The sequence below is a fragment of the Pseudomonas sp. R3-56 genome, from assembly GCF_051132075.1.
Taxonomy (GTDB): Bacteria; Pseudomonadota; Gammaproteobacteria; order Pseudomonadales; family Pseudomonadaceae; genus Aquipseudomonas.
The window spans coordinates 4,181,515-4,207,524 of sequence record NZ_CP071657.1; the positions used below are offsets into that span (position 1 = coordinate 4,181,515).

Genomic DNA, 26,010 nt, shown 5'->3' on the forward strand with positions numbered 1-26,010 from the left:
CGCGAGGCATTCATAAAGTATGAGAGGCGACGCTTGTCGGGAGTTCCGGTGATTGTCAGTAGCCGGTCATTTCCAGGTAACCGATGCCGCCACGATTGCCGCTCAGTTGCACCGGCCCTTCCCAATAAGGAATACGCAGGTTCATCCAGGCATCGGGATTCAGCGCCTGAGTGATGATTTCTAGCTGCCTGGCGGGAATCCTGATCGACCAGCGCACCGGCATCGAGCGTCCCGCGACCTCGGCGGTGTCCAGCGGTTCGAGGCTGATTTCGCTGGCGCTCAGAGTCGTTGCCTGGCCCTGGGCGTCGATCCAGGTGCCGGTGAGGTACGGCGCGCCCTTCTTGTGCCGCATGCGGTAGAGCATGACGTGTTCGCCATTATCCAGATGCAGCGAAAACCAGTCCCATCCGGTCTGGTTTTCGGTCAGCGGCTGGCTGCTCCATTCACGGTCGAGCCAGGCCGGACCGCTGACCTGATAGCGCTGGCCATCGATTTCCAGCTGGCCGTTGGCCTGGAAGAAAGGTTGACTGTAGTAATACGATGCCTGGCCCTGCTCGGATTTCTGGCTGAAGCCCTGATTGCCTTGCAGGACCAGCGGGCGCGTCGAAGTGAGCTGCAGCTCATAGCCGAAACGTGCATCCCGCGCCTTGAGCTGCATCGCCGCCAGGGGATCAGTGCCCGCGCTTCGGGTGGTCAATTGCCAATCGTCGATCCAGGCATCGAACGGGGTCGTGCGCACTCTGGCCTGCCCCACTCCGCCGCGGGCATAACGTTCGGCGGCGTGATGGACGGTCGCGGAAGTGACCGCGGCGTGACCGAGCCAGATGGACTGGTTACGCCAGCCACTGGCCTGGGGAGCGGCATCCTGGCTGCTGCGGAACAACGTCCACTGCACGCCGAAATCCCGCCCCTCGGCATCCTTGAGATTGGCGGTGACGTACCACCACTCGATCCGAAACCCGTCATGGGCACCATGATCGGCCGGAAAACTGAACACGCGCCCCGGCACCACAGGCGTAAATGCAACGGCCTGGTTGCCGAGGCCGGCAAAACCTTTTTCCGGCGCCGACGAGTCGTCGCAGCCGCCGAGCAAGGCCAGCAGCATCAGGCCGATTCTAATTTTCATGGGCGAAGGTCCTGAGCAGATCCGCCGGTTGCGTGCGGTACAGCGCGTACAGCGGCCACGCCGACGCCAGCAGCGTGGCGAACATCGCCAGGCCCAACAACTGCGCCAATTGCAGCGGGAATACCCGCAACGGCAGGCGCCAGCCAAAAGCCTGCACGTTGATCACGGCGTCCAGGCACCAGGCCAGGGCGATGCCCAGCGGCACGGCCAGCAGTAAGGTCAGCAGCGCCAGCAACCAGGTCTGGCCGAGGTTGAGCAGCATCAGTTGCCGACGCGTTACACCCACGGCCCACAACGGCGCCAACTGACCGAGACGGCTCTGGCTCTGGGTCAGCAGGCTGATGAACAACGCCACTCCGGCGACCGCCAGGGTCAGGCTGTTCAGCGCGGCGGTGGCGGCAAAGGTGCGCTCGAATACCTGGGTCGACCAGCCCTTGAGGCGAGCCTGGTCGACGATGTGACTGTCGTCCAGGCTGAACCGGCTTTGCAACGCCGCCAGCAATGGCCCGATGGCGGCCGGCTCGATGCGCAGGTTGAAGCGATTCGGCGTCAATTGAGGCCAGTGCGCCAGCAGGTGATCGGCGTTGATCAGCACATGCCCCTTGGGATTACCGTAATCGGCATAAATCCCGACAATCTGCGGCGTCCACGGCCCTTGTGGGGTCGGCAGGGTCAACCGGTCGCCGACCTCCACTTTCAGGCGCCGGGCCAGTTGTTCGCTGAGCATCAGCGTGTCGGCGCCGGCCAGTTGGTCCCAGGCCTGCTCACCGGCCGACTCCAGCAAGGGCCAGTGCAGGCGATAGGAAGGGTGATCGATGATCCCGTAGATATTCGTCGGCCAGCCTTGCAGAGGGACCGATACCTGCCAGTTCGGCAATACGGCGCTGACACTCGGTTGTTGCTTGAGCCATTCGTACAACTCGCCTGCCTGGGCCGGGGTCTGTGGGTTGATGTACAGCTCGGCGGTGAGCCGCTGTTCGAGCCAGTCGCTGAAGGTCTGGCGGAAACCGGCGGTCATGCTGCCGGCGCCGATATTCGCCGCCAGCGCCAGCAACAACGCCATCAGCGCCAGGCTCAACGTCGGCAACTGCTGGCGACAATCGGCGAGGAACCATTGGCCGAGCACGGAACGGTTGCCGCGCAACAACCGGTTCAACACAGCGTTGAGCAGCACCGGTAGCGCCAGCGCCGCGCCCAGCAACAACGCGGTCATCAGGACAAAACCGCTCGCCAGGCTGTCGCCCCAGACCAGCGCCGCCACCGCGATCAGCGCGGCCATCAGTGCCACCCCGCCCTGGCGCCGCAACCACCGCGCGTGGGCCTGGTGCCAGGCCTGGGGATTAGCCAGCGCCAGCAAGGGCAGGCGCGCCGCCCGCAACAGGCTTTGGCCCCCGGCCAGCAACGCACCGAGCAGGCCCAGGCCCACGCCGCCGAGCCACCACCAAAGGCTGAGGTGCAATTGCCCCGGCACTTCGGCGCCGTACAGACCGCGCAGGCTCGCCGCGACATCAGGCAATAGCAGGCTCGCCAGCCAGTAACCGCTGAGCACCCCGGCAACCCCGCCGAGCAAGGCCAACGCGCCCAACTCCAGCGCCAGGCTGGCGACCAGTACCCGCGCACTGACGCCACAGGCGCGCAAGGTTCGCAGCAGGCTGCGCCGTTGTTCCAGGGCCAGGCCGATGGCGGCATGAACGATGAACAGCCCCACCACGAATGACAGGAACCCGAGTGCGTCGAGGTTCAAATGAAAGCTCTCGGTCAGGCGCGTCAAGTTGTTCTCCTCGTCCGCGCGCTTGAATTGCAACAGGCCGTTGAATGCCTCGGGCAAGGGCGCGGTGAACGTGGCCGGTAACAACATTCGCGAAACCTGCTCCGGCAACCCCAGGAGCTGCTGGGCGAAACCGATGTCCATCAACAGCATGCCTGGCGCCATGTCCGGCTGTACGTGCAGCGGCGGCAAGGCCTGGCCGTCGGCGCTGCGGGGCCGGTCGCCCACTTTCAGCCCGAGGGCCTGCAACGTCTGCGGGGCGATCCAGGTACGACCGGGGCCGGTGAAGAAGTCCACCACCTCGGCAATCTCCCGCGCTTGCCCCGCCACGGCCGAACCCGGCGGCAGCGACACCGGGTCGATGCCCATCAATTGCAGGCGCTGGTCTTCATGCCCCGCAAGCGTCAGCCGACCCTGCAACACCGGCGATACGGGCCAACCCTGACGCCGCAGGTCGACAAACCATTGCTGTGGGAACGTGCCCCCGCCAGGGGCACTGAGGCTGGCCTGGGGTTCGCCGCCGATCAGCTGGCTGGCCCGGGCGTAGCTGTCCCGGGCCTGGCTGTTCAAGGCCTGTACGCCAGTGAGCAGGCTGGTGGCCAGCCAAAGCCCGGTCAACACACTGAAAAATTGCACTGGGTGCCGACGCCAGTGACTGAGCAGGGCCTTGAGGGTCTGGCGAAAGATCATCACGCCGGGCCCGCTTGCGCCAGGCGCCCGCCTTGCAATACCACGCGATGTGCCAGACGCGCCGCCACCCGCTGGCTGTGGGTAACCATCAACAGGCTGGTCGGGCTGCCATCGAGCAATTCCAGGAGCAATTGCAGCACCTCGTCGCTGGTGGCTTCGTCGAGGCTGCCGGTGGGCTCATCCGCCAGCAACAACGGCGGACGTGACGCCAGCGCCCGGCCCAAGGCCACCCGCTGTTGCTGGCCGCCGGAAAGCTGCTCGGGATAACGCCGCAACAGCTCCGACAATCCGAGCCGCTGCACCAGATGCGCTTGCCACGTAGCGTCGAACCGACCGCACAGGCGCGCCTGGAATGCGAGATTGTCTTCCACCGCAAGGCTGCTGATGAGGTTGAACTGCTGGAACACCAGGCCGATTTCGGTGCGCCGCCAGTTCGCCAACTGGCTTTCGCTCATGTCTTCGAGCCGGTGCCCCGCGCTGTGGATGCTGCCCAGATCGACCTTGTCGAGGCCAGCGACCAGATGCAGCAAGGTGCTCTTGCCGCTGCCGGATTCCCCCATCAGCGCCAGGCTGCTGCCGGGAGGCAGCGTCAAGTCGATACCTTGCAGCACCGCCAGGGGGCCTTGGGGCGTGGTGTAGCTTTTGAAGACGTTTCGGACCTCAAGCATGGGCAACTCGGCTGATCGACAAGGGCATCAGGATAGCGGAGGTTGCGCTGTGCGCAGAGTTCCAAAAACATGTGATGCGGGTTTGTTTGTAATAGCGGCAAGCCAAGGGGAATTGCAAGCTGACCGGACGCCATCGCGAGCAAGCTCGCTCCCACAGGGTTAGTCCAGTGAATCCAGAATCTGACTCAACACAAATCAAATGTGGGAGCGAGCTTGCTCGCGATAGCGATGCACCAGTCGCCACCAAAGCCACTGATGCAGCGCCCCCGAGGATTCAGGTTTCCCACCCGCCAGTTCAATGCCCCACCGCCATTTCACCCTGGACTGGTTTCGGCGTAACGATGTTGCTCAGGTCAATGTGCTTCCACGCCGGCTTGGCCCCCAGCCGCGCATTAAAACGGTAGTTGAAGGTGAAGTCGTCTTCGGTCGGCTGGTCGAGGGATTTTCCATACAGCGCCGTGACGCCGGCCGACTCGTAGCCCATCAACCGCAGCAACGTCGGGAAGATGTTGTAGTGGCTGGAGCGGTCCTTGTTCTGCGCCCAGGCGCTGCGCCAATCGAGGGTCTGCAACCGGCTTCCCTGGATCACCAGCAACGGCACCAGCCCTTCTTCTTCCACCGGATCTCCGCCGCAATGGGTGTTGAGGCCGGGGTTGCCGCGCTCGTGCAGATCCTGGCCATGATCGGAGGTGTAGATCAGCACCGCATTGTCGAGATTGCCCTGACGGAAAAGACGTTGGAAAAATTCGCCGACGCTCCACAGCAAGGTGTTCTGGTAAGCATTGCGATACAGCGCCCAATCATCCGCCTCGCCACTGAAACCGTCGCGCCGGCCGGTTTCGGCCACCTCCTCGAACTGCCCTCGCGGCAAGGCCGGACGGTAAGTCATGAAAGCATCGGGGTATTTATCGTGGACCGGGAAATGCGCGCCGACTTTATTGACCACCACCAATTCGGCCCGGTCGTTTTCCATCAGCTCGATCAGTTTCGCCGCAGCCGCCATGTCTCGGTCGCGCACACGGACCTGGTCGAACTGGACAAATTCGTCGATGTCCTGTTGTTCCAGCTCTGTCATCAGGTTCTGCCGCTTGCCGCCGGTGTTCTGGCCGTCGATATAGACGGTGCGCAACCCGGCGTTGCGGGCGTACTGCCAGATCGACGGCTGGGTGCTGTTGATGCGCATGTAATCGCCACGGGTGCCGCCATAGCGCAGGGTAACGTTGGTATCCACGCTGCAATTGGCGATCGAGGCGGCGTAGCCATAATTGAGGATTTCCACGCCGGGAGGGGGCGTCTTGAGGCCGGTGGCGACGCCGGACGGCGTGTTGATATCGAGATAATTCCCGCCAATGCTTTCGTCGATGATCAGCACGATATCGTGGCCGATTGCCGCTGTTTGCCGCACGAGGCTGACTGGCGCCCGTGGGCCCACGGTGTTGTGCACGGCTTCATAGATGAACAGGTTCAGATAGGCCAGCGGCGTGTACATGATCGGCAAACCGCGCGCGCCCTCGCCTGCCCGTACGAACAGCACACCACTGAGCAGCAGCACGCCGAGCAATGGCGCAGTGATCGCGACGTAGCCGGGCAACGGCAGACGCCGCCGGGGCTTCAGGCCGATCCCCAGCAGCAGCAACAAGCCCCCCGCAACCGCACTGATGATCACCTCGCGGTACTGATAAGCCGCCTCCTGGATGAACCCGCCGGAATAGACCATCGACACGAACTGGCTGTAGGTCAGGTAGCTGTCGGTTACGCGCGTGTAGACCTCGAAGAACACCGCCGAGGCAAACATCGCCAGGGCAAACAGATGCCGCACCAATGCCTGACGAATGTACGCGGTCATCCACAGAGCCAGCACCAGCGCAACGAACATCGCGCCGAACAGCAGCGTTGCAAAGCCAAAACCCAGCGCCGCAAGACGGTCGAGGTAATAGTCATGTGCCCTGAGCAGGTATAGAAGCAGTAGCAGTTCCTTGAGGTATCGCGCCATGTTTTTCCCAGCGTTACGAGGAGGTTGAAAACGGCTTGGTTTCTGCACACTAGCAGCGGGTTTGCAAAGCGCAAGAAAGCCGATCAACGGCTAGAGCGTCAAAAAAAAGTTAGCTCAAAAATGACACCTGAAGCCAGCAAAAAACATAAAAATCTATGGATGGATACCGTTCATCGGCTACTCAAACCCCGTTAAAGCCCTTTAAAAACGGCACTTTTCCAATTCCGTCAAGGACTTGATATCAAAAAGCCCTACTCTTTCGAGTTTGCCAACTCTGACAACTGTCATTTTGCTGACACGCTTTTCTGAGGCTGCGCTATACCCCTCTAAACAGTTTCATCCGAGTTACATCAACGGGTCTGCGAGGCGCGCCAAGAATGGACGTGAGCGTATTTGGAACGGGGTACGTTGGGCTGATTCAAGCGGCGGCGCTGGCAGACGTCGGACATCGCGTCCTGTGTGTCGATATCGATCCGAACAAGATCCGGCAACTGCAACAGGCGGTACCGCCAATCAGCGAGCCGGGACTGTCCGGGTTGCTCGAAGACAACATCAAGGCCGGGCGCCTGTCGTTCAGTTGCCAGGCCAGTGATGCGGTCAACCATGGCGAGCTGATCTTCATCGCCGTGGGCACGCCCGCCGATGAAGATGGCTCGGCGGACCTCAGCCATGTCCTGGCCGTGACCCGGCAGATCGCCGACTTCATGGACAGCGACCGCACTCTGATCATCAAGTCGACCGTGCCGGTCGGCACGGCTGACAAGGTCGCCGAATGCGCCCGCCAGGCGTTGGCCCGTCGCGGCCTGCAACAACTGAATGTGCGCGTGGTGTCCAACCCGGAGTTCCTCAAGGAAGGCAGCGCACTGGCCGATTGCATGCGCCCGGACCGGATCATCGTCGGCACCGTCGACGCCCTGGCCCGCGACCAGATGAGCGAGCTCTACGCGCCCTTCTGCCGTAACCACGAAAAGCTGATGTTCATGGACAACCGCAGCGCGGAACTGACCAAGTACGCCGCCAACGCCATGCTCGCCACGCGCATCAGTTTCATGAACGAACTGGCCAACCTCACCGAACACCTGGGTGCCGACATCGAGGCCGTGCGCAAGGGCATCGGCTCGGACCCGCGCATCGGCTACCACTTCATCTATCCCGGCTGCGGCTTTGGCGGCTCGTGCTTTCCCAAGGACCTGCGCGCCCTGCTGCACACCGCCGAACAAAGCGGCATGCCACTGCGCCTGCTGCGCAGCGTCACCGATGTGAACGACAGCCAGCGGCACATCCTTTTCGAAAAACTCACGCTGCAGTTCCCCGACGGCCTGGCGGGCAAGTCGATTGCCATCTGGGGCCTGGCATTCAAACCGAACACCGACGACATGCGCGAAGCGCCCAGCCGCTACCTGATGGAGGCACTCTGGCGCGAAGGCGCCCGCGTCCAGGCCTACGACCCGGAAGCCATGTCCGAATGTCGGCGCCTCTATGGCTATCGCAAGGACCTGAACCTTTGCGCTACCCGCGACGACACGCTGGAAGATGCCGACGCCCTGGTGATCTGCACCGAGTGGAAGAATTTTCGCGTGGTCGATTTCGACCTGCTTGCCAGCAAGCTGCGCGCGCGGGTCATCATCGATGGTCGCAACCTGTACAACCCGGAACACCTGGCCGCCGCCGGGCTGCTGTATCGCGGCATCGGGCTGCGCCACACCGTGCCCGTCCAGGGGCCACAAGCATGAACATCCTGGTGACCGGCGCGGCCGGTTTCATCGGCGCCCATTGCGTGCTGCGACTGCTGCGCGACGGCCATGACGTGTGCGGACTGGACAACTTCAACGACTACTACGACCCGCAACTCAAGCACGACCGCGTGGCGTGGGTCAAAGGCCAGGCCGGCGACTTCCACCTGGCGCGAATCGACCTGACCGACGCACCGGCCCTCGACCAACTGTTCCAGTCCCATCGCCCCGACGTGGTGATCCATCTGGCAGCCCAGGCCGGCGTGCGTTATTCGCTGGAAAATCCGCGGGCTTATGTCGACAGTAATCTCAGCGGGTTCCTGAACATTCTGGAGAGCTGCCGCCGCCATCCGGTCAGGCACCTGATCTACGCCTCTTCCAGTTCGGTGTACGGCGCCAACCAGCGCACGCCGTATTCGGTACAGGACGGCGTCGACCATCCGTTGTCGTTGTACGCGGCCACCAAAAAAGCCAATGAACTGATGGCCCACAGCTACAGCCATCTGTTCGGCATCCCCTGCACCGGCCTGCGTTTCTTTACCGTCTATGGCCCCTGGGGCCGGCCGGACATGTCGCCGATCCAGTTCGCCCGGGCCATTGCCGAAGGCCAGGTGCTGAAGCTGTTCAACCATGGCGAGCACGAGCGCGACTTCACCTGCATCGACGACATCATCGAGAGCATCGCCCGGCTGATCGAGCGTCCACCTCATGCAAACCCGGACTGGAATCGCCACCAGCCGGACCCGGCCACCAGCCTGGCACCGTGGCGCGTCTTCAACATTGGCGGACAGCATCCGGTGACGCTGCGGGCCTACGTGGCGCTGCTGGAAAAACACTTGGGCCGGAGCGCGCGAGTCGAGCTGCTGCCCCTGCAACCGGGCGATGTGCTGAACACCTGCGCCGATGCCAGCGACCTGGCCCGGGCCACCGGTTTCCAGCCTTGCATCGCACTGGACGAAGGCCTCGGCCGTTTCATCGACTGGTTCCTCGATTACTACGCACCGCCCATCGCCCACGCACCGCTTGCGACAGAACGCTTGCGGCCCAACCTCAACGGAGGAGTCTATGACCCGACATGAGCAAGACATCCCGACCCGGACCCTCGGCCGTGACAAACGAGTCGACCCCGAGCACCGCAGGCGCCTGGACGCGGCTATCCACCGCCAGGGTCGTGGCTGGATGACTGGCCGCGACGGCGGCCGGCCCTGGACCGTCTCGCGCACCAACCGGGTGGTGGCCTGCCTCGGCGCCTTGGCCCTGTTGCTGATGCTCAGTCCGCTGCTGCTGGGCCTGGCACTGCTGGTGAGGTTCTCCAGCCCTGGCCCGGTGCTGTTCGTGCAGAAACGCACCGGCTATCGCGGCCGCGTTTTCGGCATGTACAAGTTCCGCACCATGGTCGCCGACGCCGAGGCCTTGAAAGAATCGCTGCGCCACCTCAACAAGCACGGCGCCGACGCCATCGACTTCAAGATCGACAACGATCCGCGCATCACCCCCATCGGCCGGTTCCTGCGCCGCAGCAGCCTCGATGAACTGCCGAACCTGATCAACGTCGTGACCGGCGACATGCGCCTGGTGGGCCCGCGGCCGACCTCGTTCAACGCCTACCGCTACAAGGACAACCATTTGGTGCGCCTGAGCATCTACCCCGGCCTCACCGGCCTCTGGCAGATCTCCGGACGCAGCAATATCGACTTCGACCAGCGCGTGGAACTGGACCTCAGCTATATCGCCGAGCAGAGCCTTTTGCTGGATTTGAAGATCCTGATGATCACCCCCTTCAAAGTCTTCAGCGGCCACGGAGCGAGTTAAATGGACGGTTCAACGAATATCCTGACCATAGCAAGCCCGAGCGAGACCAACCTGACCTCGACCGTGCTCGACCCTTCCCTGCGGATCCTGCTCCTGACGGCGGCGAATATCGGCACCGGCACGAGCACCAGCGCCATGGCGCTGGCCGCCCAGTTGGCGCAGATGAGCAGCGGCCGTGTGCTGCTGGTGGACGCCAGCCGGTCGCCGCGCAACCTCAGCCAGCAGCTGTCGCTGCAAAAAGAGCGCGGCTTCAGCGACCTGCTGTTCAACAGCCTTTCTCCGCCGCTGTTGCAGGACTGCGTGGTGCAGGTTTCCAGCCTGCCCTTCGACGTCCTGCCCAACGGTCGCCTGGGCCATAACGCCGAGCGCCTGAGCCCCGAGCGACTGCGCCCGCTGTTCAGGCAACTGGCCGCGCAGTACCGCTTCGTGGTGATCGACGCCGACGCGGTGTATTCGGCCACCGACACCTTGGTCATGGGCACTCAGGTGGACGGCGTGGTGCTGGTGGTGCGCGGCGAGGACACCCGCTGGGAAGTCGCCCAGGCCGCCCGACAACGCTTGGCCCAGGCCGGCGCGAAGGTGGTCGGCAGCGTCTTCAATCGCCGCAAGTACTACATGCCCAAGTGGCTCTACAACAACCTGTAAGCCTGCAAAAGGATGACGAGATGAACGCCAGAATGCTTGTCCTGCTGTTGCTGCCGCTTGCCGGTTGCTCCAGCACCACCGATACCCGCTCGATGCCGGTGCAGATCCTCACGGCCGCGCCGGCCAACGCCCAGGCCACCGACATGCCCAAGGTCGAACAGACCCTGCGGCCCCAGGACGTGCTGGATGTGATTTTTCATATCAGCACCACCGCTTCCCAGGCATATCGTGTACAGCCGGGCGACCAGGTAGCGCTGAACTTTACCGCCGCCAGCCAGCTCAACGGCACGCAACAGGTGATGCCCGACGGCAGCATCGAACTGCCGGGCGCGAACACCTCGGTGAAGCTCGCCGGCCTGACCACCGACGAGGCCCGCCTGGCGGTACAGCGAGCCTATGACCAGAAGATGCTGTTCCAGCCCAATCGCAACCAGTTGACGGTGCTGGTGACCAGTCCGCTGGCCGGCGAGACGACCCTGCGCAATACCCTGACCCACCCTGGCACCGGCATGAGCCGGGAAATCACCGTGGGCCGGGACGGTTACGCCAGCTTTCCGGAAATCGGCGCCGTACCGCTGCAGGGCATGACCGTCACCCAGCTGGAAACCTTCCTCAACGAGCGTTACGCCAATCTGCCCGGACGCATGACCGTCGATGTGCTGCTCAAGTCCACCGCCGGCAATGAAATCTACGTCCTAGGTGAAGTGGCCCAGCCCGGTTCCTATCCGATCCGCCGGCCCATCTCGGTACTGGAAGCCCTGACCCTGGCCCGTGGCGCAAACGTCAAGGCCCGGCTCGACTCGGTGGTGATCATGCGCCGCAACGGCAATCAGGTCGAAGCCCGCCACTACGACGTCGAAAAAGCCTTGAGCGGCGACGCCTCGCAAATCGCCTACCTGCAGCCCGAAGACATGCTCTTCGTGCCCAAGACCGGGCTGGCCAAAGCCGGCGAAACGGCCCGCCAATTGGCCGACGTGGTGCTGTTCCAGGGCGTGGGGTTCGGCTTCGGCTACCGCGTCGACAACAAAGGCAGCGACAACTGAGATTCAGGTGACCGATCATGAACCCCAAGGAAAATTATCTGCACGAGTTTTTCAGGATCTTCTTTGCCAACAAGCAGTGGGTGAAGCGCATCTTCCTGATTTTCGCCGTGATCGCCCTGGTGCTGCCATTGATGCTCAAGCAGAGCTTCGATATCACCGCCCAAGTGATCGTCCAGTCGAAAAAACTCTCCCAGGGCGACGCCACCACGTCGCTGAACCAGGAAAACGCCACGTTCATCCCGCCGTCCCTGGCGGACATGGAAACCGAGAGCAATATCCTCCGCTCGCCGGCGTTGATTCGCCAGACCATCCAGACCCTGCGCGACCAGGGCGAGTACACGCCAAGCCCGGGTATCCTCAACAAATGGGTCAGCGAGCCGCTCAAGCGCTACATCACCCAGCCGCTGCGTGAGTATGTGGTCAACCCGTTGCGCGACGGCCTGGGGCTTGAGGTCGATCCGGTGCGCGACACGATGCTCGATACGCTGACCGACGAGGCCATCGAAAACCTGAAGATCGAAACCCTCCCCGGCTCCAATGTCATCTCCATCGTCTACAGCTTCGGTGACCCGGCCCAGGGCACGCGGTTCGTCGCGCAACTGCTGAAGAACTACCTCACCGGCCGCCAGGAACTGCAATCGATCGAACTGCCGCAGACCTTCTACGAGCAGAAAAAAGCCCAATACCAGACGCGTCTCGACGGCCTGGAAGACAAACGACTCGGGCTGCTCGAAGGCATCGGTTCGTCCGATCCGAAGGAAGAAGTCACTTTCCGCCTGAACGCCATCAATACCGAAGAGCAGGCGCTGAACCTCTATCAGGATCGCCTGCTGCAAAGCCAACGCTGGCTCGACTACCTCAAGAGCAGCCTGGCGGCGACGACCAGCTCGCGGTTCAACGACTACACCTTCCCGTTCACCTTCACCACCACGGTGGACAATATCGCCTTCGAAGACCGGGAAATTCGCCAGTTGGGTGAGCAACTGACCGGCCAGGTCAGCCGCTATATGAATGACCTGGCGATTTTCCAGCCCGGCAGCGAACCGATGCTGCTGGCCCGGGAGCAGATCGTGCGGACCCGCCAGCAGTTTCTGAAAGTGGTGAACAACCGCATCCAGGAACGCACCACCGATCTTGCGGTGGTCAGCTCGGTGATCGAGCAGAAAAAAGCGCGCATCGGGGCCTTCAAGGAGCGCATCCATCAGTTGCAGGAAACCCAGAGCAAGCTGCGGCAGATGGACACCGAGATCAACGCTCTGCATGCGGCGTTCTCCACCTACGCCCAGCGATTCGCCGAAGCCAGCACCGCCCGCTCGCTGGACAACGACCTGTCCAACGCCCGGGTCCTGAGCCCGCCTTTCGAACCGACCGCCGCGGCATTTCCCAAGCCGATGCTGATCATTGTGTTCGGCCTGTTCAGCGGCCTGCTGCTGGCCATCGCCCTGGTCTATGTGCGTGAGTTCTTCGACCATCGCTTCAAGCATCCGGCGCAGATCACCCAGCAACTGGATCTGCCGGTGTTGCTGGTGATCAACGAGCAGTCACCCGAGCAGGTCAATCCGCATCGCAACTGGAGCTTGCCCAGCCTTGTCCATTGGGTGAGAAATTGAACGCGCCGTTCGGCCCGTCCCACCGCAGCAGCCCCCTGTCGATCATTCATCTGCTCGACAGCGGCGGCTTCTACGGGGCCGAGCGGATGCTGCTCGATCATTGCCTGGCCACGCCCGGCCAGCACCAGGTGGTGTTTTTGGCGGCGCCGCCGACCTTGATCACGCGCTTTCGCCAGGCCGGGGTCGACTGCCGCCACTGCGCCAACTGGGCCGAACTGCTGCAGCATTTGCGGCAACGGCGCGCCGAGCGACCGCTGATCAACACGCACAACTTCAAAGGCCTGTTGTTCGGCTGGGCCGCGGCCACGCTGCTGCGCCTGCCCCTGGTGATTACCCAGCACGGCTTTACGCCGCGCAGCACCAAGCAGCGTTTTTATACCTGGCTGAGCCTGCAACTGTGCCGCACCGCCTCGGTGAAGCGAGTGGTATGCGTGGCCGAAAGCATCGCGGCGTTGCACCGCCAGGCCAGCGTGCAGGCGGACAAACTCGACGTGATTCCCAACGGTCTGCCGGCGGTCGCCATACCCCTGCCGCATCGCGATGACCGGCAGCGCTGGCGGGTCGGCTACGTCGGCCGCTTGAGCAGCGAAAAAGGCCCGGACCTGTTTCTCGACGCCATGATCCCGCTGTGCCAGCGCCATGCTTCGCTGCACGCGGTGATGCTCGGCGACGGCCCGGAACGCCAGTTCCTGCTCAAGCGCATCACCGATGCCGGGCTGCCCACGCGCATCGAATTGCCTGGCTACCAGACCGACATGAATGCCTGGTGGAGCCGCCTCGATGTACTGGTGATCAGCTCACGCACCGAGGGCACGCCGATGATTCTGCTCGAAGCCATGCAAGCCGGAGTGCCGGTGGTGGCGTTCGGCGTCGGCGGCATTCCCGATGTCGTGCAGGACCGCCACAACGGCCTGCTCGCCACGCCCGCCGACAGCGAGGAGCTGGCCCGGCAGATCGAGACGCTGTTCAGCGAACCACCGCTGGCGCAGATCCTCGCCGACAACGCACGGCGCACCCAACGCGACCGCTACGACCTGCGCACGCTGGCCGAACGCTGGTCGCAACTGTATATCCGCACCGCACGGGAGGCCCGGCCATGATTGTCCCGCTCTCGATCGTCAGCCTCCTGGGCCTGGTTTGCCTGATGTTGCTGGCCAGCCCATATCCGTACCTGGCTCCCGGCGCGGTGCTCGGCCTGGTCGGTGTTGCCGTGCTCTATCGCAAGCCCGGCTGGGGCTTGCTGGGGATTGCCGCGCTGGTGCCGTTCGAAGGCCTGTTCAAGGAAAACGCCTTTTCCGGCAGCAAGTTCCTCGGGCTGGCGCTGATCCTGATCCTGGCGTTGCAACTGGCCCTGCACCAGATTCCCGCCACTCGCCTGCGCAGCAATATCTGGAAGCCGCTGATCGGCTTCATGCTGTTCTATGGCCTGAGCCTGCTGCTATCGGAAAACCCGGGCCTCTCCACCACCCACTTCCGGGAACTGGCGGTGGGCCTGGTGCTGTTCGCGATCACCCTGCTGATCGGCCGCGAGCTGAACCTAGACCTGTTCTGCCGGTTGGTCACGCTGAGCGTCACGACGACCTGCGTGCTGGCGATGTTCTCCGCCCGGTACCAGGATCAGGGCCGCGCTTCCGGCCTGTTGGAAGATCCGAACACCTTCGCCCTGCTGATCGCCTTCACCGTGCCGCTGGCGTTGTTGCTGGTGGTGCGCAGTCCGAACCTGCTGCACCGGTTGTTCTGGGGTGGCTGCTTCATCCTGCTGCTGGGCGGCATGACCAAGACCGAATCGCGTTCGGGACTGGTGGTGCTGCTGCTCAGCCTGATGATCGGCTTGTATCACTACCGCGCGCAGCTGCCGCGCATCCGCCCAAGACACCTGGGCTTCGCGATGCTCGGGCTGGCGCTGCTGATTCCCCTGGCAATCGCGGTGATGCCGGCCGGCTACGTGGCGCGCATCCAGTCACTGAGCATCCTCAGCGCTGGCGCCAGCGCTCACAAGGACGAATCCCTCGGCCGTCGCGCCTCGTACATCGTCGTCGGCAGCCAGATGCTTCGCGAAAATCCGCTGCTCGGCTCAGGCCCCGGAACGTTTCCCCTGCACTACGCCCCCACCGGTTACGCCAAGGCTTTCTCGGCCAACCGCAAGCTGGGGGACCTGTATCGCCGGGCGCATAACACCTACCTGGAAATCTTCAGCGAGATCGGCATTCCCGGCGGGTTGATGTTTGTCGGCATGATCGGCCTGGGTCTCTACAACCTGCTGCGCGCACGCCAGCTCTGGCTCCAGCGGCGGGACTGGGCGCAGGCGGACCTGCTGACGCACCTGGGCATGAGCTTCCTGTCGCTGGCGTTGTTCCTGATGTTCCTCAGTGCACCGAACCACAAGTTGCTGTGGATCATGCTGGGCTTGACCAGCGTATTGCGCTACGACGCCGAACGGTCCGCGCCGCAGGAGACCCGTTGATGAAACGCGTGAGCATTGTGATCCCGATGTACAACGAGGCCCGACACATCGGCCGCACGTTGCTGGCGGCGCAGGAAGCTGCGCGCCAGGCGCAGCTGGAGTGCGAGCTGATCGTGGTAGACAACGGCTCGGACGACCATGGCCCGCGCATCGCCAACGAATTGGGCGCCCGGGTGCTGATCGTGCCCGGCGTGCACATCGGCGCCCTGCGCAATCGTGGCGCGGCGGCCGCCAGCGGCGACTGGCTGGCATTCATCGATGCCGACATCGAAATGCCCGCCGACTGGCTCAGGTTGTTGATCGAAATCGAAGGTCGCCAGGGCGATGTGCTCGGTCTCGACCTGGATACGCCCGAGCAGGCGCCGTGGTTCGCCCGGGCTTGGCAACGTCGCAGCCAACGCCCGGGATCGCGTCCGCTGCACCGGGTGCAGTGGCTGCCCAGTGCCAACCTGCTGATGCGCCGCGCCTGGTTCGATCGCGTCGGTGGCTTTGATGAAACCCTGCGCACCGGTGAGGACAAGGATTTTTCCCTGCGCCTGCGCCAGGCCGGAGCGCAGTTGTTGCTGGTGAGCGAAAGCCTCGCCCTGCACTGGGGTTACGAAGGCAGCTGGCGCGAGTGGATGAGCAAGGAACTGTGGCGCCAGGGCAGTCACTGGCAGTTGCTGCGCAGCCACGGGCCGAGCCTGCGGCTGTTGCGCTTCCCCGCCTTGTCCATCGGTGCCTGGGGCCTGGATTTCCTGGCGCTGGTCGCGCTGTTCCAGGGCCAGGCGCGCCTGGGGCTGATGCTGCTGTTGATCAGCACATTGCCGGCCCTGGTTCTGAGCCTGCGCCAGAGCCAGCGCGACCCGCGCCTGACCTTGCAACTGTGGGCCCTGCATGGGGTGCGCCTGCACCTGACCGGCGCGGCGCTGCTGCTCAATCTTTTTCAATGGAACGTCAGGAGACCTGCCCGTGGCTGAGTTTTTCTATTGGTCTTGCCTGTTGCTGCCGGTGTACGCGTACCTCGGCTACCCGCTGCTGCTGACCTTGCTGGCGCCGCTGTTTCCGCTACGACGCTACACCACGCCAGTGCCGATGGACGTGAGCATTGTGATTGCCGCCCACAACGAGGCGCGGCACATCGAAGAAAAATTGCGCACGCTGCTGGCTCAGGATTATCGCGCGCGCTCGCTGCAAATCATCCTCGCCAGCGACGGTTCCACCGATGGCACAGTGGCCTGCGCACGCAAGGTCAGCGATCCGCGGATCAGCGTGCTCGACCTGCCGCGCCAAGGCAAGGCTGCCGCCCTCAACACGGGCGTGGCCCATAGCAGCGGCGAAATCCTGGTGTTCACCGACGCCGACAATCAATGGGCCCACGATACCCTCGGCCACCTGTTGGCGCCGCTGGCCGACCCGGAAGTCGGCGCCTGCGCCGGGCACATGGAAATCCCCGTGCCCGGCAAGGGCCTGAGCCTGGGCGACAGCCTGTATCGGCACTGCGAAGGCTGGCTGCGTCGGGTCGAGAGCCGCACCGGCTGCATGGTCTCCGCTGACGGTGCTCTGCTGGCCCTGCGCCGGGAGTTGTTCCAGGCGATACCGGCGCAAGTCAACGATGACTTTTTTCTCAGCACCTGTGCGCCGGTGGCCGGCAAGGCGATCGTCTACGCCCCGCTAGCCAGAGTGACCGACCAGGGCGTGGACGAAGCCGACAAGCAGTTCCGCCGGCGCCAGCGGGTCACCGTCGGTGGGTTGCAGAGCCTGGCCCAGCGTCGCGAACTGCTCAATCCCTTGCGCCATGGGCTCTACGCCATTGGCTTGATCAGCCACAAGTTGATCCGCCGCCTGGCGCCGGTGTTGCTGGTGCCGCTGTTGCTGAGCAACGCCTGGCTGTGGAACGAGCATGGGTTCTATCGCCTGAGCCTGGTGGCGCAGTTGCTCGGTTACGCCATCGCCTTGATCGGGTTGCTGGACGTCGGCCACCGTCTGCCCAGGCCTTTCCGCCTGGCCGCGTTCGTGCTGGTGACGTTGGCGGGCATGAGCATCGGGTTGTGGCAGTTTCTGCGCGGCCACCGCTATAGCCAATGGAATCCCGAGCAGAACCGCTAAGGAGCAACGCCGATGTCGATCAAACACGTCTTCAAGCGCACCGGCGGCTGGCTGTACCTGAACACGTCGATGGGGCGCCATCCCTTGCGTGGCGCCGGCGTGATCCTGATGTTGCACCGGGTGTTGAACAACGACCGCGCCGCCGAACTGCCGCATCGCAACGAGCTGTGCGTGGGGCCTGACGCGTTCGAACACCTGTTGATCTGGCTGCAACGGCATTTTGAATGCGTGCCGTTGATGAGCTTGCTGCTGGCCGACCCGGAAAGCGTTCCGAACCGTCCGCGGGTGGCCTTGACGTTCGATGATGGCTGGCGCGACAACGCCATGAATGCCTTTCCCCTGCTGCGCCAGTACCAGGTGCCGGCGAGCATTTTCCTGTCCACCGATTTTGTTGGCAGCCGCCAGCATTTCTGGTGGGAAAGCATCGGCGAAACCCTCTGGGGCAGCCATGGGCAGCTGGCGCGGCATTCGCTCATCGAGCATTTGCAGCAGGTCGGCCGGCCATTGCCGGTGCTGCTCGATGACATCGACGACGAGCGCCGCAGCCTGGCGCTGTTGCATTTCCTGCAAAGCCTGAAAACCCTCGATGCGCGAACCCTGAGCGATCTCACCGAAGCCTGTCCGCAAGGTTCGCAACCCCAGGCATTGGACTGGACCCAGGTGCGCATGCTCGAAGATTCCGGCCTGATCCGCTTCGGCCCCCACGGTGCCAGCCATGCGATCCTGACCGGACTGGACGACCAGCGTTTGCACGAGGAACTGACCCGCAGCTGGATAGCTTTGGAAAATGGCTGCGCGCAACCCCTGCCGGTGTATTGCTACCCCAACGGTGATCACGATGCACGGGTGCGCGAGCAGGTGGCGGCCCACGGTTTTCCGTTCGCCCTGGGCACCGAGGCCGGGCTGTATCGCCACGATGGCGACCCCTTGAACCTGCCACGCTTCGGCGTCAGCCAGCGCAATGCCTGCCACCCCGAGTTGCTGGCCTGGCGCATCCGTCGAGGAGCCCGCTCATGAGCCGAGCCCATTACCTCAAGCATCTGGCACTGAGCATGGGCACGCGCCTGGCGATGATCGCTCTGCGCCTGCTGCGCAACGTGTTGCTGGCAAGGATCCTCGGGCCCAGCGAGCGTGGACTGTTTGCATTGCTCAGTACCCTGCCCGACCTGATCAGCGCCGCCACCAGCGGTGGCCTGAATTCCGCCGTCGGTTACCAGGCGGCGCAGCAGCGCTCGATGGGCTTGTTGCTCAGCCAGGTGCTGGTGTTCGGTTGTTTGTTGGCCGGGTTGCTGACCTTGTTGGTGGTGGCGCTGGTTCGGGAATTTGGCGGTGAGCTGGACATCACCACGCAATTGGGATTGCTGGCCTGGCTGCTGTTGCTGGCCGTACCGCTGACCGTGCTCAAGAGTGGCCTGCTGACGCTGCACAATGCCTCGGGTGGCGTGGGCGCATTCAATGCATTGCGGCTGATGGAATCGCTGGCACCGCTGGTATTGTTCGTGGCGCTGTTCTGGATGTGGCAAGACAAAGCGCTGGAGGCGGCGTTGATCAGTTGGCTGGCGGGCTTGAGCCTGGTGGTGCTGGCCGGCTGGATGTGGTTGCGCCGTGATCACACAGTCGAGCTGCAGTGGGACCGCACCGGCCAGAACGAGCTGTTGCGATACGGTGCCCGCAGCCATCCGGACCTGCTGTTCCAGCAAGTGGTGCTGCGTTCGGATTTCCTGTTTATCGGCGCCCTGCTGGGCAGCACGGCGCTGGGGCATTACGCCATGGCCAGCGCCGCGGCCGAACTGCTGCTGATCGTGCCGGAAGCGGTCACCACGCCGCTGATGAAACGCCTGCTGCAGCAAGACCGCGACATGCAGCGCCTGACCCCGCTGGCCTTGCGCCTGACCGCCACAGTGATGCTCGGTGCCTGCCTGGGCATGGCGCTGATTGGCGAATGGTTGATCGTCACGCTGTTCGGCGCCGCCTATCAACCGGCCTACCCGGCCCTGCTGGCGCTGCTGCCGGGGCTGTTCGGGCTCTGCTACGCGAGCATCCTGCGCCTGGATCTGCTGGGCAAGGACCGACCCGGCACGGTGTCGCTGCTGATGGGCGTCGGCGCGCTGCTGAACCTGGCGCTCAACCTGGTCCTGATACCGCGCTACGGCATCGTCGGCGCGGCCGCCGCGTCGTCGATCGCCTATCTGGGCGTGACGCTGGCACTGCTGGGCGTGTACTGCCGCCTCAGCGGCGTGGCGCTGTGGCAGACACTGATCATCCTGCCCAGCGATTTGCTGCCGATGCGCCAGATGCTGCTGGGGAAATCCGTGTGAACACCGCCGCCCGCCAGACCGCCATCGCGAGCAAGCTCGCTCCCACAGGGTCCAGGGTTGGCAACGGTATTTATATCCACCGCAGATCACCTGTGGGAGCGAGCCTGCTCGCGAAAGCGTTGGGTCAGCTGGCGGTGATGTTGCAGGTGACGGCCCCTTCGCGAGCAAGCCCGCTCCCACAGGGGGCTGGGGTTGGGCAGGGTATTTGTGGTCACCGTAGATCTGTGGGAGCGAGCTTGCTCGCGATGGGGCCAGTGGGGGGCATGGGAAAAATCGGCGCCGGTCTATGCCTTCTGGCCCTCGCAGCCTCGGCCCATGGTGCGTCCATGCAATGGACCGGCATCCGCGACGGCAGCCTGTACCTGCAGACCGACCAGCCAAGCACCGTGACCGTGCGCTGGGTGCCCGCCTGGCAGGCCGATGCCAATACCGAACACCTTTACCTGCTCGACGGCCAGGGGCGGCTGGCCGATGAGCGCCTGGTCGAGGCGGCACAGACCAGTGGCGAGCAGCAGTGGCCGCTGCGGCCTGGTGCCGCCAGTTATCGTCTGGAAATTCCCGGCTACAGTTTCCGCCGCTATACGGTAGAGCACGATGCGCGCACCCGTGCCCTGTTCGCCCCGGCGAAAGTGCATTTCAGCGCCGAAGCCCACGATGGCGACGAGTTGTACTTCAAGGTGGCGGCCGGCGAACGCGCAGTGCTGGCGGGTAAATTCCATGGCGGTGTGCACGCGCTGCAAGCCCGGCGCGTCGGCGACGGCAAACAGCTCCAGCTGAATCTCAAACCGTATCGCGCCTATTGGCAGTTCGACCAGATCGCCCTGCCGGTGGCGGATGTCGAGCAAACCTGGCGCCTGCACTTGCAAGGCAACGGCAAGGTAGCGTTCTGGCTCGACGGTAGCGCCAACCTGTTCGCCCAGGACCCGGCGCAGTTGCAGCCGGTGCGCCAGGATCCGGGCCAAACCCACCTGACCCTTCATGACGATGTGCTCGGCCCCACCCCCAGCCTGGGCATGTCCCTGCCCTATGTGTTGCCGCCACCGTCCGCCTACGCGGTGATCGATACCCTCAAGCCCCGAGCGGCCACCTACTACAGTTTCGTCGATGTCACGGCGGCCAAGGCCGACCACGAAGATGCGTTCCGGCGCCTGTACCAGGATCGCTTCGGCATCACCCGGGACATTACCCTCTTGGCCGGCAGCCAACGCAAGGCCGATCTGCGCGCCGACCGGACCAGCAGCAGCGGCTTGCAAGCCTGGCTCGACACGACCCGCGCCTTGGGCGGCAAGGGCCTCCATTACCTGAGTTTCGCCGACGAGCCGAACCTCAACTATCCGGACTTCGCCAGCTTCCAGCAGATGTTCGAAAGCCTGGCCGCCCAGGTCCGCGCCAACGACGCCAATGCCCGCGCCGGAGTGCGCATCGCCATGCCGGCCAGCTCCCGATTCACCAATGGCCCGCTGGCCGAAAACGCGGCGGATCGGCGCGGCATCGATTGGGCACGGCGCCTGCTGGAAACCTCCGGCGACCGGATCGACGCCCTGGCCTGGCATGAATGGATGGTCCGCGACTTGCTGGCGACCCGGGTCTATCGCAACAGCGTCCGCCAGGCCGCCGACCTGGTGGGCCTGGACAGCCAGGGCCGGCCGCGCAAGGCCTTGCTGCTGGATCAGACCAACATTTCCAGCGGCTCGAGCCTCAGCCCCTACGATCAGGAAACGCACTACGCCGCGCTGTGGTGGGCGTCGGTGGCGATCAACGCCTCCGCCGACGGCTGGCTGGACATGCTCAACTGGTTTCAGTCCGCCGACGAGCCGCAATACCCCAAAGGCATGGTGCGAGTGCTGGAGAACCAGCGCTTCGAACTCAAGCCGGTGGGCCTGGCCCAACAATTCATCCAGCAGCACTGGCTCGACCAGGTGCTGCGCCTGGACAACGACGCGTTTGAAGTCGACGCGCTGGCCATGGCCACCGGGCAGCAGCGCAGCCTGCTGGGCGTGAACAAAAGCACTCGCGCCCATCAAGTCAGCCTGCAGGGTGCGGCCTGCCCGCAGCCCGGCGCCAGCCTGGCGTATTTCGGCCCGGACAACATCAGCCGCAATGCCCCGTTCAACTGCAACGCCGGCCAGGTCGGATTTCTCTTGCCAGGAGAAACCGTATTCGCCCTGCGCTGGACTGCCGCCCTTCCCCCCCAACCCGCTATCCGTCAGGAGGCTCCATGAACGCTCTGCAAAAATTGCGTGATCGCATTCAGAAAAAAGGCCTGCGTTCCGTTTTCAAACTGCTGGTACGTCGCTTCGTGTTTTTCCATTCGCAACTGGTATGGCTGGAACACGATGTGAGAATCCCGCTGCGGCCGCACACCCTCAGGCCCTACCCACCGGTACGTCGCGAGTTCATCACCGTCGAAAACGCCGACGCTTTCGCCAGGCATTTCGGCGACCGCGTCGAAACCATGCGCGAGCTGGCCGCCGAAGGTTATACCGGCCTGATGTACCTGGACGACAAGGGCGACACCGTGGGCTTCGTCTGGGCCAGTACACGAGACTATTTTGACCGCCATTTCTATGGCTGCTGGTTCCCGGTCAAGCCTGGCGAATACTTCCAGTTCGGCGGAGAAATGATCCGTGCGTACTGGGGCTCCCAGCTGTCGGCGGACGTACAGACCGACATGTGGAAAGTCATGGCGGACAAGGGCTGCGAAAAAATGGTCGATGTTTGCGACTTGCAGAACACCCCAGCGATCAAGATGCACATCCGCATGGACTTCCAGGAGCGCGGCCAGATCACCCATGTGTATTGCCTGTTTGGTCGCTTCCGGTTCTTCCGCGACACGTTCTACAGCGGCTCGGTACTCGACGCCTTCCGTAAACCGGCCCGGCCGGTTGCATCGGCTGCGGCGGCCTGACGTCCATGGCGATCCGGTTCCAGTGGTGTCGCTCCATGAGCGCGGCGGAGTTTCCTGCAACGGCTTATGAAGAGCTGCGGACCCAGGTGGTCGACGCTACGCCGTTCAATACGCTGGCCTGGTTGCAAGCGGCGGAGTTTGCCCTCGCGCCCGACCAGCAACTCCATGTGCTGCTGGGCTGGCAGGACCAGACACTGTGCCTGTGCCTGCCTCTGGTCGCGGGGCGCGAGCGCATCGGCGGGCTGCGCTTTCGGGTGTTGCATCACTTGGGGTTTCCACTGGCTGACCGTATCGCCCTGCTGGTGCGCCTGGACGCCGACGCCATGGGCCAGGCGCTGATGCAGATCCGCCAGCAGGTGCCCCACGCGTTGCTGCAATTGAATGAAGTGATCGAGCCGGTCGGCGAACAAAGTGTGCTCAGTGCCTGGATGGCGCAGAGTTCCACCGGCGAACGGCGGCTCAGTTGCCGGGTCCCGGTGCACCTGATCAGCGACAGTGACCGTCAGGAAATCACCGGCGATCCGCGTTACAAGTTGCGCCGCGCGCGCAAGCGGATCGCCGCTTGCGGTGCCGAAATACGTCGGGTGACGCCGGATGCCATCGGCATGGGGCAGCTGCTGCGGGCTCTCGCTGAAGTCGAGGCGGCCAGTTGGAAAGGCGAGGAAGGTGTCGGCATCTTCGCCGACCCCGGGCGCCGGCAATGGATGAACCTTGCCTTCACCGCCCTCGCCGCCCAAGGCCTGGTGCGGGTGGTGATGCTGGAGCTGAACGGCGAGTGCATCAGCTATCGCCTCGGCCTGCTCGACCAGGGACGGCTGTATGACTACAACCTGGCGTTCCTGCCGCGGCACGCCGACCTGGGCAGCGGTCGGGTCTTGCTCGAAGAGTGGATCCGCTGGGGGCTGGACGAGAACTGGCGGTGGATCGATGCATCGCGCGTCAGCCTTGAGAATTCCAGCCATCAACTGCACGAACGCATGACCGGCCAACTTGAGCACTGGCGCTGGAGTTTCTATTCCTGGCGGCCCGATGGCCTGCTCCTGGGGTTCGCCCTGCGGCTATGGAAAAGCCTGAAGCCCTGGCTCGGCAAGCGCCGCGCCAAACCGCCCGCGACAACGTCGCCCACTGCCAAAAAGCCGGAGGACACGCATGCCTCGCCAAGTGATCGTCAACGCTGATGACTTCGGGCTCAGCCTCGATGAAAACGACTTGATTCTGCGAGCCTTCGAGGCAGGCGTGATCAGCTCCGCTACGGCCATGGCCAACATGCCGGGGTTTGACCAGGCGTGTGAGCTGGCCCGACACCCACTGCTTGAAGGGCGCATCGGCCTGCATTTCAATCTCAGCTACGGACCGCCGCTGAGTCAGGCAATCAGGACACGGCAGACATTCTGCAATGCAACCGGCGAATTCGAACTCAACCTGTCGCGCTACAGCCTGCGGCTGAGGACGGATGATCTGGCGGCCGTAGAAGAAGAACTCCAGGCGCAGTGGCAATACTGCCTGGACCGTGGCCTGCGTCCGAGCCATCTGGACTCTCATCAGCATGTACATAACATCTGGCCCGTCGGCGAACTGGTGGCTCGCTTCGCCGCCCGGCAAGGCGTGCCCATGCGCCTGGCACGTAACCTGGGACCGAACCTGAGCGTCGCCAAACGCATCTTCAAAACCCTGCTCAACCGCCGCCTGCGCAGGCTCTGCGGCGCAACGGCGGATTATGTCTGCACGCCAGCGGACCTTCATCACGCGGCGCCACCGAAGCACGGTTCGCTGGAAGTGATCGTTCATCCGCTGCAACTGGACGGGGATTTTGGCGACGCCAGCCTGGCCCTCGACAACTCGCTGACCCAAGTGCTGCACAAGCGCCTGGCGGGGGTACCGAAGGTCGGGTATGGCGAGAGTGGGCGGGAGTTTGAGCGAGTTGAGTTTGGGGATCTGTACTGACCCGTGGCGAGGGAGCTTGCTCCCGCTGGGCTGCGCAGCGGCCCCGACGAGGCAAATGCTGGAACCGGAGGGGGCCGCTACGCGCCCCAGCGGGAGCAAGCTCCCTCGCCACGGAGGCTGCCATGTTTCAGTTACCGAGGCACGCTCGGGCCAGGGAGGCCCGCCGATCAATGGCTTCGCACAGCCGACGCTTCTGCGTCTCCCAGACGTCGGCCTCGACCCGGGCCGAACGCATCAGCGCCAGCATCGCTTCCTTGGCGTGGACGTACTCTGCCCAGGCATCCCGGATCTTGAGGTTGCGGCGCTCTTCATCGCTCATGTCCATGCGCCTCAGGGCCAGGGTGCATTCGTCGCGGATCAATGGCCCAAGGGTCATCTGAATCTTGTGGGGCGCCTTGAAACATCCGCTACCGGCGACGATGTCCCCGGCCCGGGCCAAGCCCCATTCGAGCGCTTGGCACAACGGTTCGCGCAACGCGCGATCATGGAACTCCTCGACCCAGACGGATCCGTTCGGCCGATAAATACAGATGAAAAGTTGCGTCACGCTCTGCTGGTTGATCCGCGCCTGGACCTCGACCTGCGTGCCGTCCTCCAGGATCTCTTCGTGGTTGCGCCCCGCCAGCCGACGGTTCACCCACAGCCAATACGCTGCGCTTCTACGTCGCATCCCGTTGCCCTCCCCCTAAGGAACAGGGAGTAAGGCACACGGATGGGACAATTTCCAGCGCTGCAAAGCGGGCTTCTGACGAATGACAGTCGCCACTCAGCGGCCGAGCTTTTTCTCCACCTGCCCGACCTTGTCGCGCAATTTCTCAGCGTCCTGCTCATGGCTCTTGATCGACTTGGGCGTGATCGTCTTGTCGACTTTGTCAGTGGCTGGATCCGGGTGGCGCACATCGCGTTCCACGACGTCCACCGGGTCGCCGGCAGCATCCTTGGCTGGCGCATTGTTGCCGACTTGGCTGGCTGTTTTCGAATGTTCGCTCGTCATGACATCGTCCTCGACAGGGTTGAGTATTGAATTTCGAGTGGGGCGAAACGGCGAGAGTTCGATCGGGTTGCACCACAATCTGAAGGCAATGAAACCCTCGTGGCGAGGGAGCTTGCTCCCGCTCGACTGCGCAGCAGTCGCAAAAGATCGATGCCTGCCCGCCGCCCTGGGGCCGTTCCCGCATCACAGGCAAACCGTCCGAAATC

At 63.7% G+C, this 26,010-nt stretch carries 22 protein-coding genes; 16 read left to right on the top strand and 6 right to left on the bottom strand.

All coding sequences use genetic code 11. The features are described from left to right. Positions 1 to 55: 55 nt before the first annotated feature. The 4 genes from J3P96_RS18925 to J3P96_RS18940 all read right to left on the bottom strand — a co-directional run bounded on the left by J3P96_RS18925 (position 56) and on the right by J3P96_RS18940 (position 6,245). Positions 56 to 1,126: a lipocalin-like domain-containing protein gene (locus J3P96_RS18925; protein WP_434652931.1), complete on the bottom strand. Its 1,071-nt coding sequence runs from the start codon at positions 1,124 to 1,126 to the stop codon at positions 56 to 58. Beyond that, positions 1,116 to 3,587: an FtsX-like permease family protein gene (locus J3P96_RS18930; RefSeq protein ID WP_434652933.1), complete on the bottom strand. Its 2,472-nt coding sequence runs from the start codon at positions 3,585 to 3,587 to the stop codon at positions 1,116 to 1,118. Before J3P96_RS18930 ends, J3P96_RS18925 begins: the two co-directional genes overlap by 11 nt. Then, complete coding sequence (locus J3P96_RS18935; RefSeq protein WP_434652935.1) at positions 3,584 to 4,252, bottom strand: ABC transporter ATP-binding protein; 669 nt, start codon at positions 4,250 to 4,252, stop codon at positions 3,584 to 3,586. Before J3P96_RS18935 ends, J3P96_RS18930 begins: the two co-directional genes overlap by 4 nt. Before the next feature lie 295 nt (positions 4,253 to 4,547). Next, positions 4,548 to 6,245: a sulfatase-like hydrolase/transferase gene (locus J3P96_RS18940; RefSeq protein ID WP_434652937.1), complete on the bottom strand. Its 1,698-nt coding sequence runs from the start codon at positions 6,243 to 6,245 to the stop codon at positions 4,548 to 4,550. Positions 6,246 to 6,622: 377 nt separating this feature from the next. On the opposite strand from J3P96_RS18940, the gene J3P96_RS18945 reads away from it, so the two are divergent. The 16 genes from J3P96_RS18945 to J3P96_RS19020 all read left to right on the top strand — a co-directional run bounded on the left by J3P96_RS18945 (position 6,623) and on the right by J3P96_RS19020 (position 24,810). Continuing rightward, entirely contained in the window at positions 6,623 to 7,978 is a 1,356-nt protein-coding gene (locus J3P96_RS18945; RefSeq protein WP_305495731.1) for a UDP-glucose dehydrogenase family protein, read from the top strand. Beyond that, complete coding sequence (locus J3P96_RS18950) at positions 7,975 to 9,057, top strand: NAD-dependent epimerase (protein WP_434652939.1); 1,083 nt, start codon at positions 7,975 to 7,977, stop codon at positions 9,055 to 9,057. The genes J3P96_RS18945 and J3P96_RS18950 overlap by 4 nt, the downstream gene beginning before the upstream one ends. Then, positions 9,044 to 9,790, top strand: a complete 747-nt coding sequence (locus J3P96_RS18955) for a sugar transferase (RefSeq protein ID WP_305495735.1) — start codon at positions 9,044 to 9,046, stop codon at positions 9,788 to 9,790. Before J3P96_RS18950 ends, J3P96_RS18955 begins: the two co-directional genes overlap by 14 nt. After that, positions 9,791 to 10,435 (top strand): CpsD/CapB family tyrosine-protein kinase, encoded by a 645-nt coding sequence (locus J3P96_RS18960; RefSeq protein ID WP_434569118.1) that lies wholly within the window; start codon positions 9,791 to 9,793, stop codon positions 10,433 to 10,435. It abuts the gene before it with no gap. Positions 10,436 to 10,455: 20 nt separating this feature from the next. Further along, positions 10,456 to 11,478 (top strand): polysaccharide biosynthesis/export family protein, encoded by a 1,023-nt coding sequence (locus J3P96_RS18965; RefSeq protein ID WP_434603537.1) that lies wholly within the window; start codon positions 10,456 to 10,458, stop codon positions 11,476 to 11,478. A gap of 17 nt (positions 11,479 to 11,495) precedes the next feature. Next, positions 11,496 to 13,088, top strand: coding sequence for a GumC family protein (locus tag J3P96_RS18970; protein ID WP_434652941.1), 1,593 nt, complete (start codon positions 11,496 to 11,498; stop codon positions 13,086 to 13,088). Continuing rightward, a complete protein-coding gene (locus J3P96_RS18975) occupies positions 13,085 to 14,188 on the top strand; it encodes a glycosyltransferase family 4 protein (protein ID WP_434652943.1) in 1,104 nt (367 codons plus the stop codon). Before J3P96_RS18970 ends, J3P96_RS18975 begins: the two co-directional genes overlap by 4 nt. After that, entirely contained in the window at positions 14,185 to 15,552 is a 1,368-nt protein-coding gene (locus J3P96_RS18980; protein ID WP_434569122.1) for an O-antigen ligase family protein, read from the top strand. Before J3P96_RS18975 ends, J3P96_RS18980 begins: the two co-directional genes overlap by 4 nt. Next, complete coding sequence (locus J3P96_RS18985) at positions 15,552 to 16,511, top strand: glycosyltransferase (RefSeq protein WP_434652945.1); 960 nt, start codon at positions 15,552 to 15,554, stop codon at positions 16,509 to 16,511. The genes J3P96_RS18980 and J3P96_RS18985 overlap by 1 nt, the downstream gene beginning before the upstream one ends. After that, on the top strand, positions 16,504 to 17,640 hold the full coding sequence (locus J3P96_RS18990; RefSeq protein ID WP_434652947.1) for a glycosyltransferase: 1,137 nt from the start codon (positions 16,504 to 16,506) through the stop codon (positions 17,638 to 17,640). The genes J3P96_RS18985 and J3P96_RS18990 overlap by 8 nt, the downstream gene beginning before the upstream one ends. A 12-nt stretch (positions 17,641 to 17,652) precedes the next feature. Then, the gene (locus tag J3P96_RS18995; protein ID WP_434569125.1) at positions 17,653 to 18,657 is read left to right on the top strand and encodes a polysaccharide deacetylase family protein; all 1,005 of its coding nucleotides are present in this window, start codon (positions 17,653 to 17,655) and stop codon (positions 18,655 to 18,657) included. Beyond that, the gene (locus J3P96_RS19000) at positions 18,654 to 19,958 is read left to right on the top strand and encodes a lipopolysaccharide biosynthesis protein (RefSeq protein ID WP_434652949.1); all 1,305 of its coding nucleotides are present in this window, start codon (positions 18,654 to 18,656) and stop codon (positions 19,956 to 19,958) included. The genes J3P96_RS18995 and J3P96_RS19000 overlap by 4 nt, the downstream gene beginning before the upstream one ends. 245 nt (positions 19,959 to 20,203) lie before the next feature. Beyond that, positions 20,204 to 22,180 (top strand): hypothetical protein, encoded by a 1,977-nt coding sequence (locus J3P96_RS19005; protein WP_434658261.1) that lies wholly within the window; start codon positions 20,204 to 20,206, stop codon positions 22,178 to 22,180. Further along, the gene (locus J3P96_RS19010) at positions 22,177 to 22,866 is read left to right on the top strand and encodes an N-acetyltransferase (protein ID WP_434652951.1); all 690 of its coding nucleotides are present in this window, start codon (positions 22,177 to 22,179) and stop codon (positions 22,864 to 22,866) included. The genes J3P96_RS19005 and J3P96_RS19010 overlap by 4 nt, the downstream gene beginning before the upstream one ends. A gap of 5 nt (positions 22,867 to 22,871) precedes the next feature. Then, positions 22,872 to 24,044, top strand: a complete 1,173-nt coding sequence (locus tag J3P96_RS19015; RefSeq protein WP_434652953.1) for a GNAT family N-acetyltransferase — start codon at positions 22,872 to 22,874, stop codon at positions 24,042 to 24,044. Continuing rightward, positions 24,016 to 24,810, top strand: coding sequence for a ChbG/HpnK family deacetylase (locus tag J3P96_RS19020; RefSeq protein ID WP_434652955.1), 795 nt, complete (start codon positions 24,016 to 24,018; stop codon positions 24,808 to 24,810). Before J3P96_RS19015 ends, J3P96_RS19020 begins: the two co-directional genes overlap by 29 nt. Before the next feature lie 127 nt (positions 24,811 to 24,937). Here the strand turns inward: J3P96_RS19020 and J3P96_RS19025 are convergent, their stop codons facing one another. Together J3P96_RS19025 and J3P96_RS19030 are read right to left on the bottom strand one after the other, a co-directional pair. Then, entirely contained in the window at positions 24,938 to 25,480 is a 543-nt protein-coding gene (locus J3P96_RS19025; protein ID WP_434652957.1) for a hypothetical protein, read from the bottom strand. A 96-nt stretch (positions 25,481 to 25,576) separates the two neighbouring features. Then, positions 25,577 to 25,804 (bottom strand): hypothetical protein, encoded by a 228-nt coding sequence (locus J3P96_RS19030; protein ID WP_434603518.1) that lies wholly within the window; start codon positions 25,802 to 25,804, stop codon positions 25,577 to 25,579. Positions 25,805 to 26,010 lie beyond the last annotated feature (206 nt).

What these genes read in the sequence shown, in the direction of transcription:
- J3P96_RS19005 (WP_434658261.1), top strand. Translation starts at nt 20,204, where the DNA reads ATGGGGCCAGTGGGGGGCATGGGAAAAATCGGCGCCGGTCTATGCCTT.
- J3P96_RS18950 (WP_434652939.1), top strand. Translation starts at nt 7,975, where the DNA reads ATGAACATCCTGGTGACCGGCGCGGCCGGTTTCATCGGCGCCCATTGC.
- J3P96_RS18935 (WP_434652935.1), bottom strand. Translation starts at nt 4,252, where the DNA reads ATGCTTGAGGTCCGAAACGTCTTCAAAAGCTACACCACGCCCCAAGGC.
- J3P96_RS19030 (WP_434603518.1), bottom strand. Translation starts at nt 25,804, where the DNA reads ATGACGAGCGAACATTCGAAAACAGCCAGCCAAGTCGGCAACAATGCG.
- J3P96_RS18960 (WP_434569118.1), top strand. Translation starts at nt 9,791, where the DNA reads ATGGACGGTTCAACGAATATCCTGACCATAGCAAGCCCGAGCGAGACC.
- J3P96_RS18985 (WP_434652945.1), top strand. Translation starts at nt 15,552, where the DNA reads ATGAAACGCGTGAGCATTGTGATCCCGATGTACAACGAGGCCCGACAC.
- J3P96_RS18965 (WP_434603537.1), top strand. Translation starts at nt 10,456, where the DNA reads ATGAACGCCAGAATGCTTGTCCTGCTGTTGCTGCCGCTTGCCGGTTGC.
- J3P96_RS19020 (WP_434652955.1), top strand. Translation starts at nt 24,016, where the DNA reads ATGCCTCGCCAAGTGATCGTCAACGCTGATGACTTCGGGCTCAGCCTC.
- J3P96_RS18955 (WP_305495735.1), top strand. Translation starts at nt 9,044, where the DNA reads ATGACCCGACATGAGCAAGACATCCCGACCCGGACCCTCGGCCGTGAC.
- J3P96_RS18940 (WP_434652937.1), bottom strand. Translation starts at nt 6,245, where the DNA reads ATGGCGCGATACCTCAAGGAACTGCTACTGCTTCTATACCTGCTCAGG.
- J3P96_RS18925 (WP_434652931.1), bottom strand. Translation starts at nt 1,126, where the DNA reads ATGAAAATTAGAATCGGCCTGATGCTGCTGGCCTTGCTCGGCGGCTGC.
- J3P96_RS19025 (WP_434652957.1), bottom strand. Translation starts at nt 25,480, where the DNA reads ATGCGACGTAGAAGCGCAGCGTATTGGCTGTGGGTGAACCGTCGGCTG.
- J3P96_RS19015 (WP_434652953.1), top strand. Translation starts at nt 22,872, where the DNA reads ATGGCGATCCGGTTCCAGTGGTGTCGCTCCATGAGCGCGGCGGAGTTT.
- J3P96_RS18970 (WP_434652941.1), top strand. Translation starts at nt 11,496, where the DNA reads ATGAACCCCAAGGAAAATTATCTGCACGAGTTTTTCAGGATCTTCTTT.
- J3P96_RS18980 (WP_434569122.1), top strand. Translation starts at nt 14,185, where the DNA reads ATGATTGTCCCGCTCTCGATCGTCAGCCTCCTGGGCCTGGTTTGCCTG.
- J3P96_RS18995 (WP_434569125.1), top strand. Translation starts at nt 17,653, where the DNA reads ATGTCGATCAAACACGTCTTCAAGCGCACCGGCGGCTGGCTGTACCTG.
- J3P96_RS19010 (WP_434652951.1), top strand. Translation starts at nt 22,177, where the DNA reads ATGAACGCTCTGCAAAAATTGCGTGATCGCATTCAGAAAAAAGGCCTG.
- J3P96_RS18945 (WP_305495731.1), top strand. Translation starts at nt 6,623, where the DNA reads ATGGACGTGAGCGTATTTGGAACGGGGTACGTTGGGCTGATTCAAGCG.
- J3P96_RS19000 (WP_434652949.1), top strand. Translation starts at nt 18,654, where the DNA reads ATGAGCCGAGCCCATTACCTCAAGCATCTGGCACTGAGCATGGGCACG.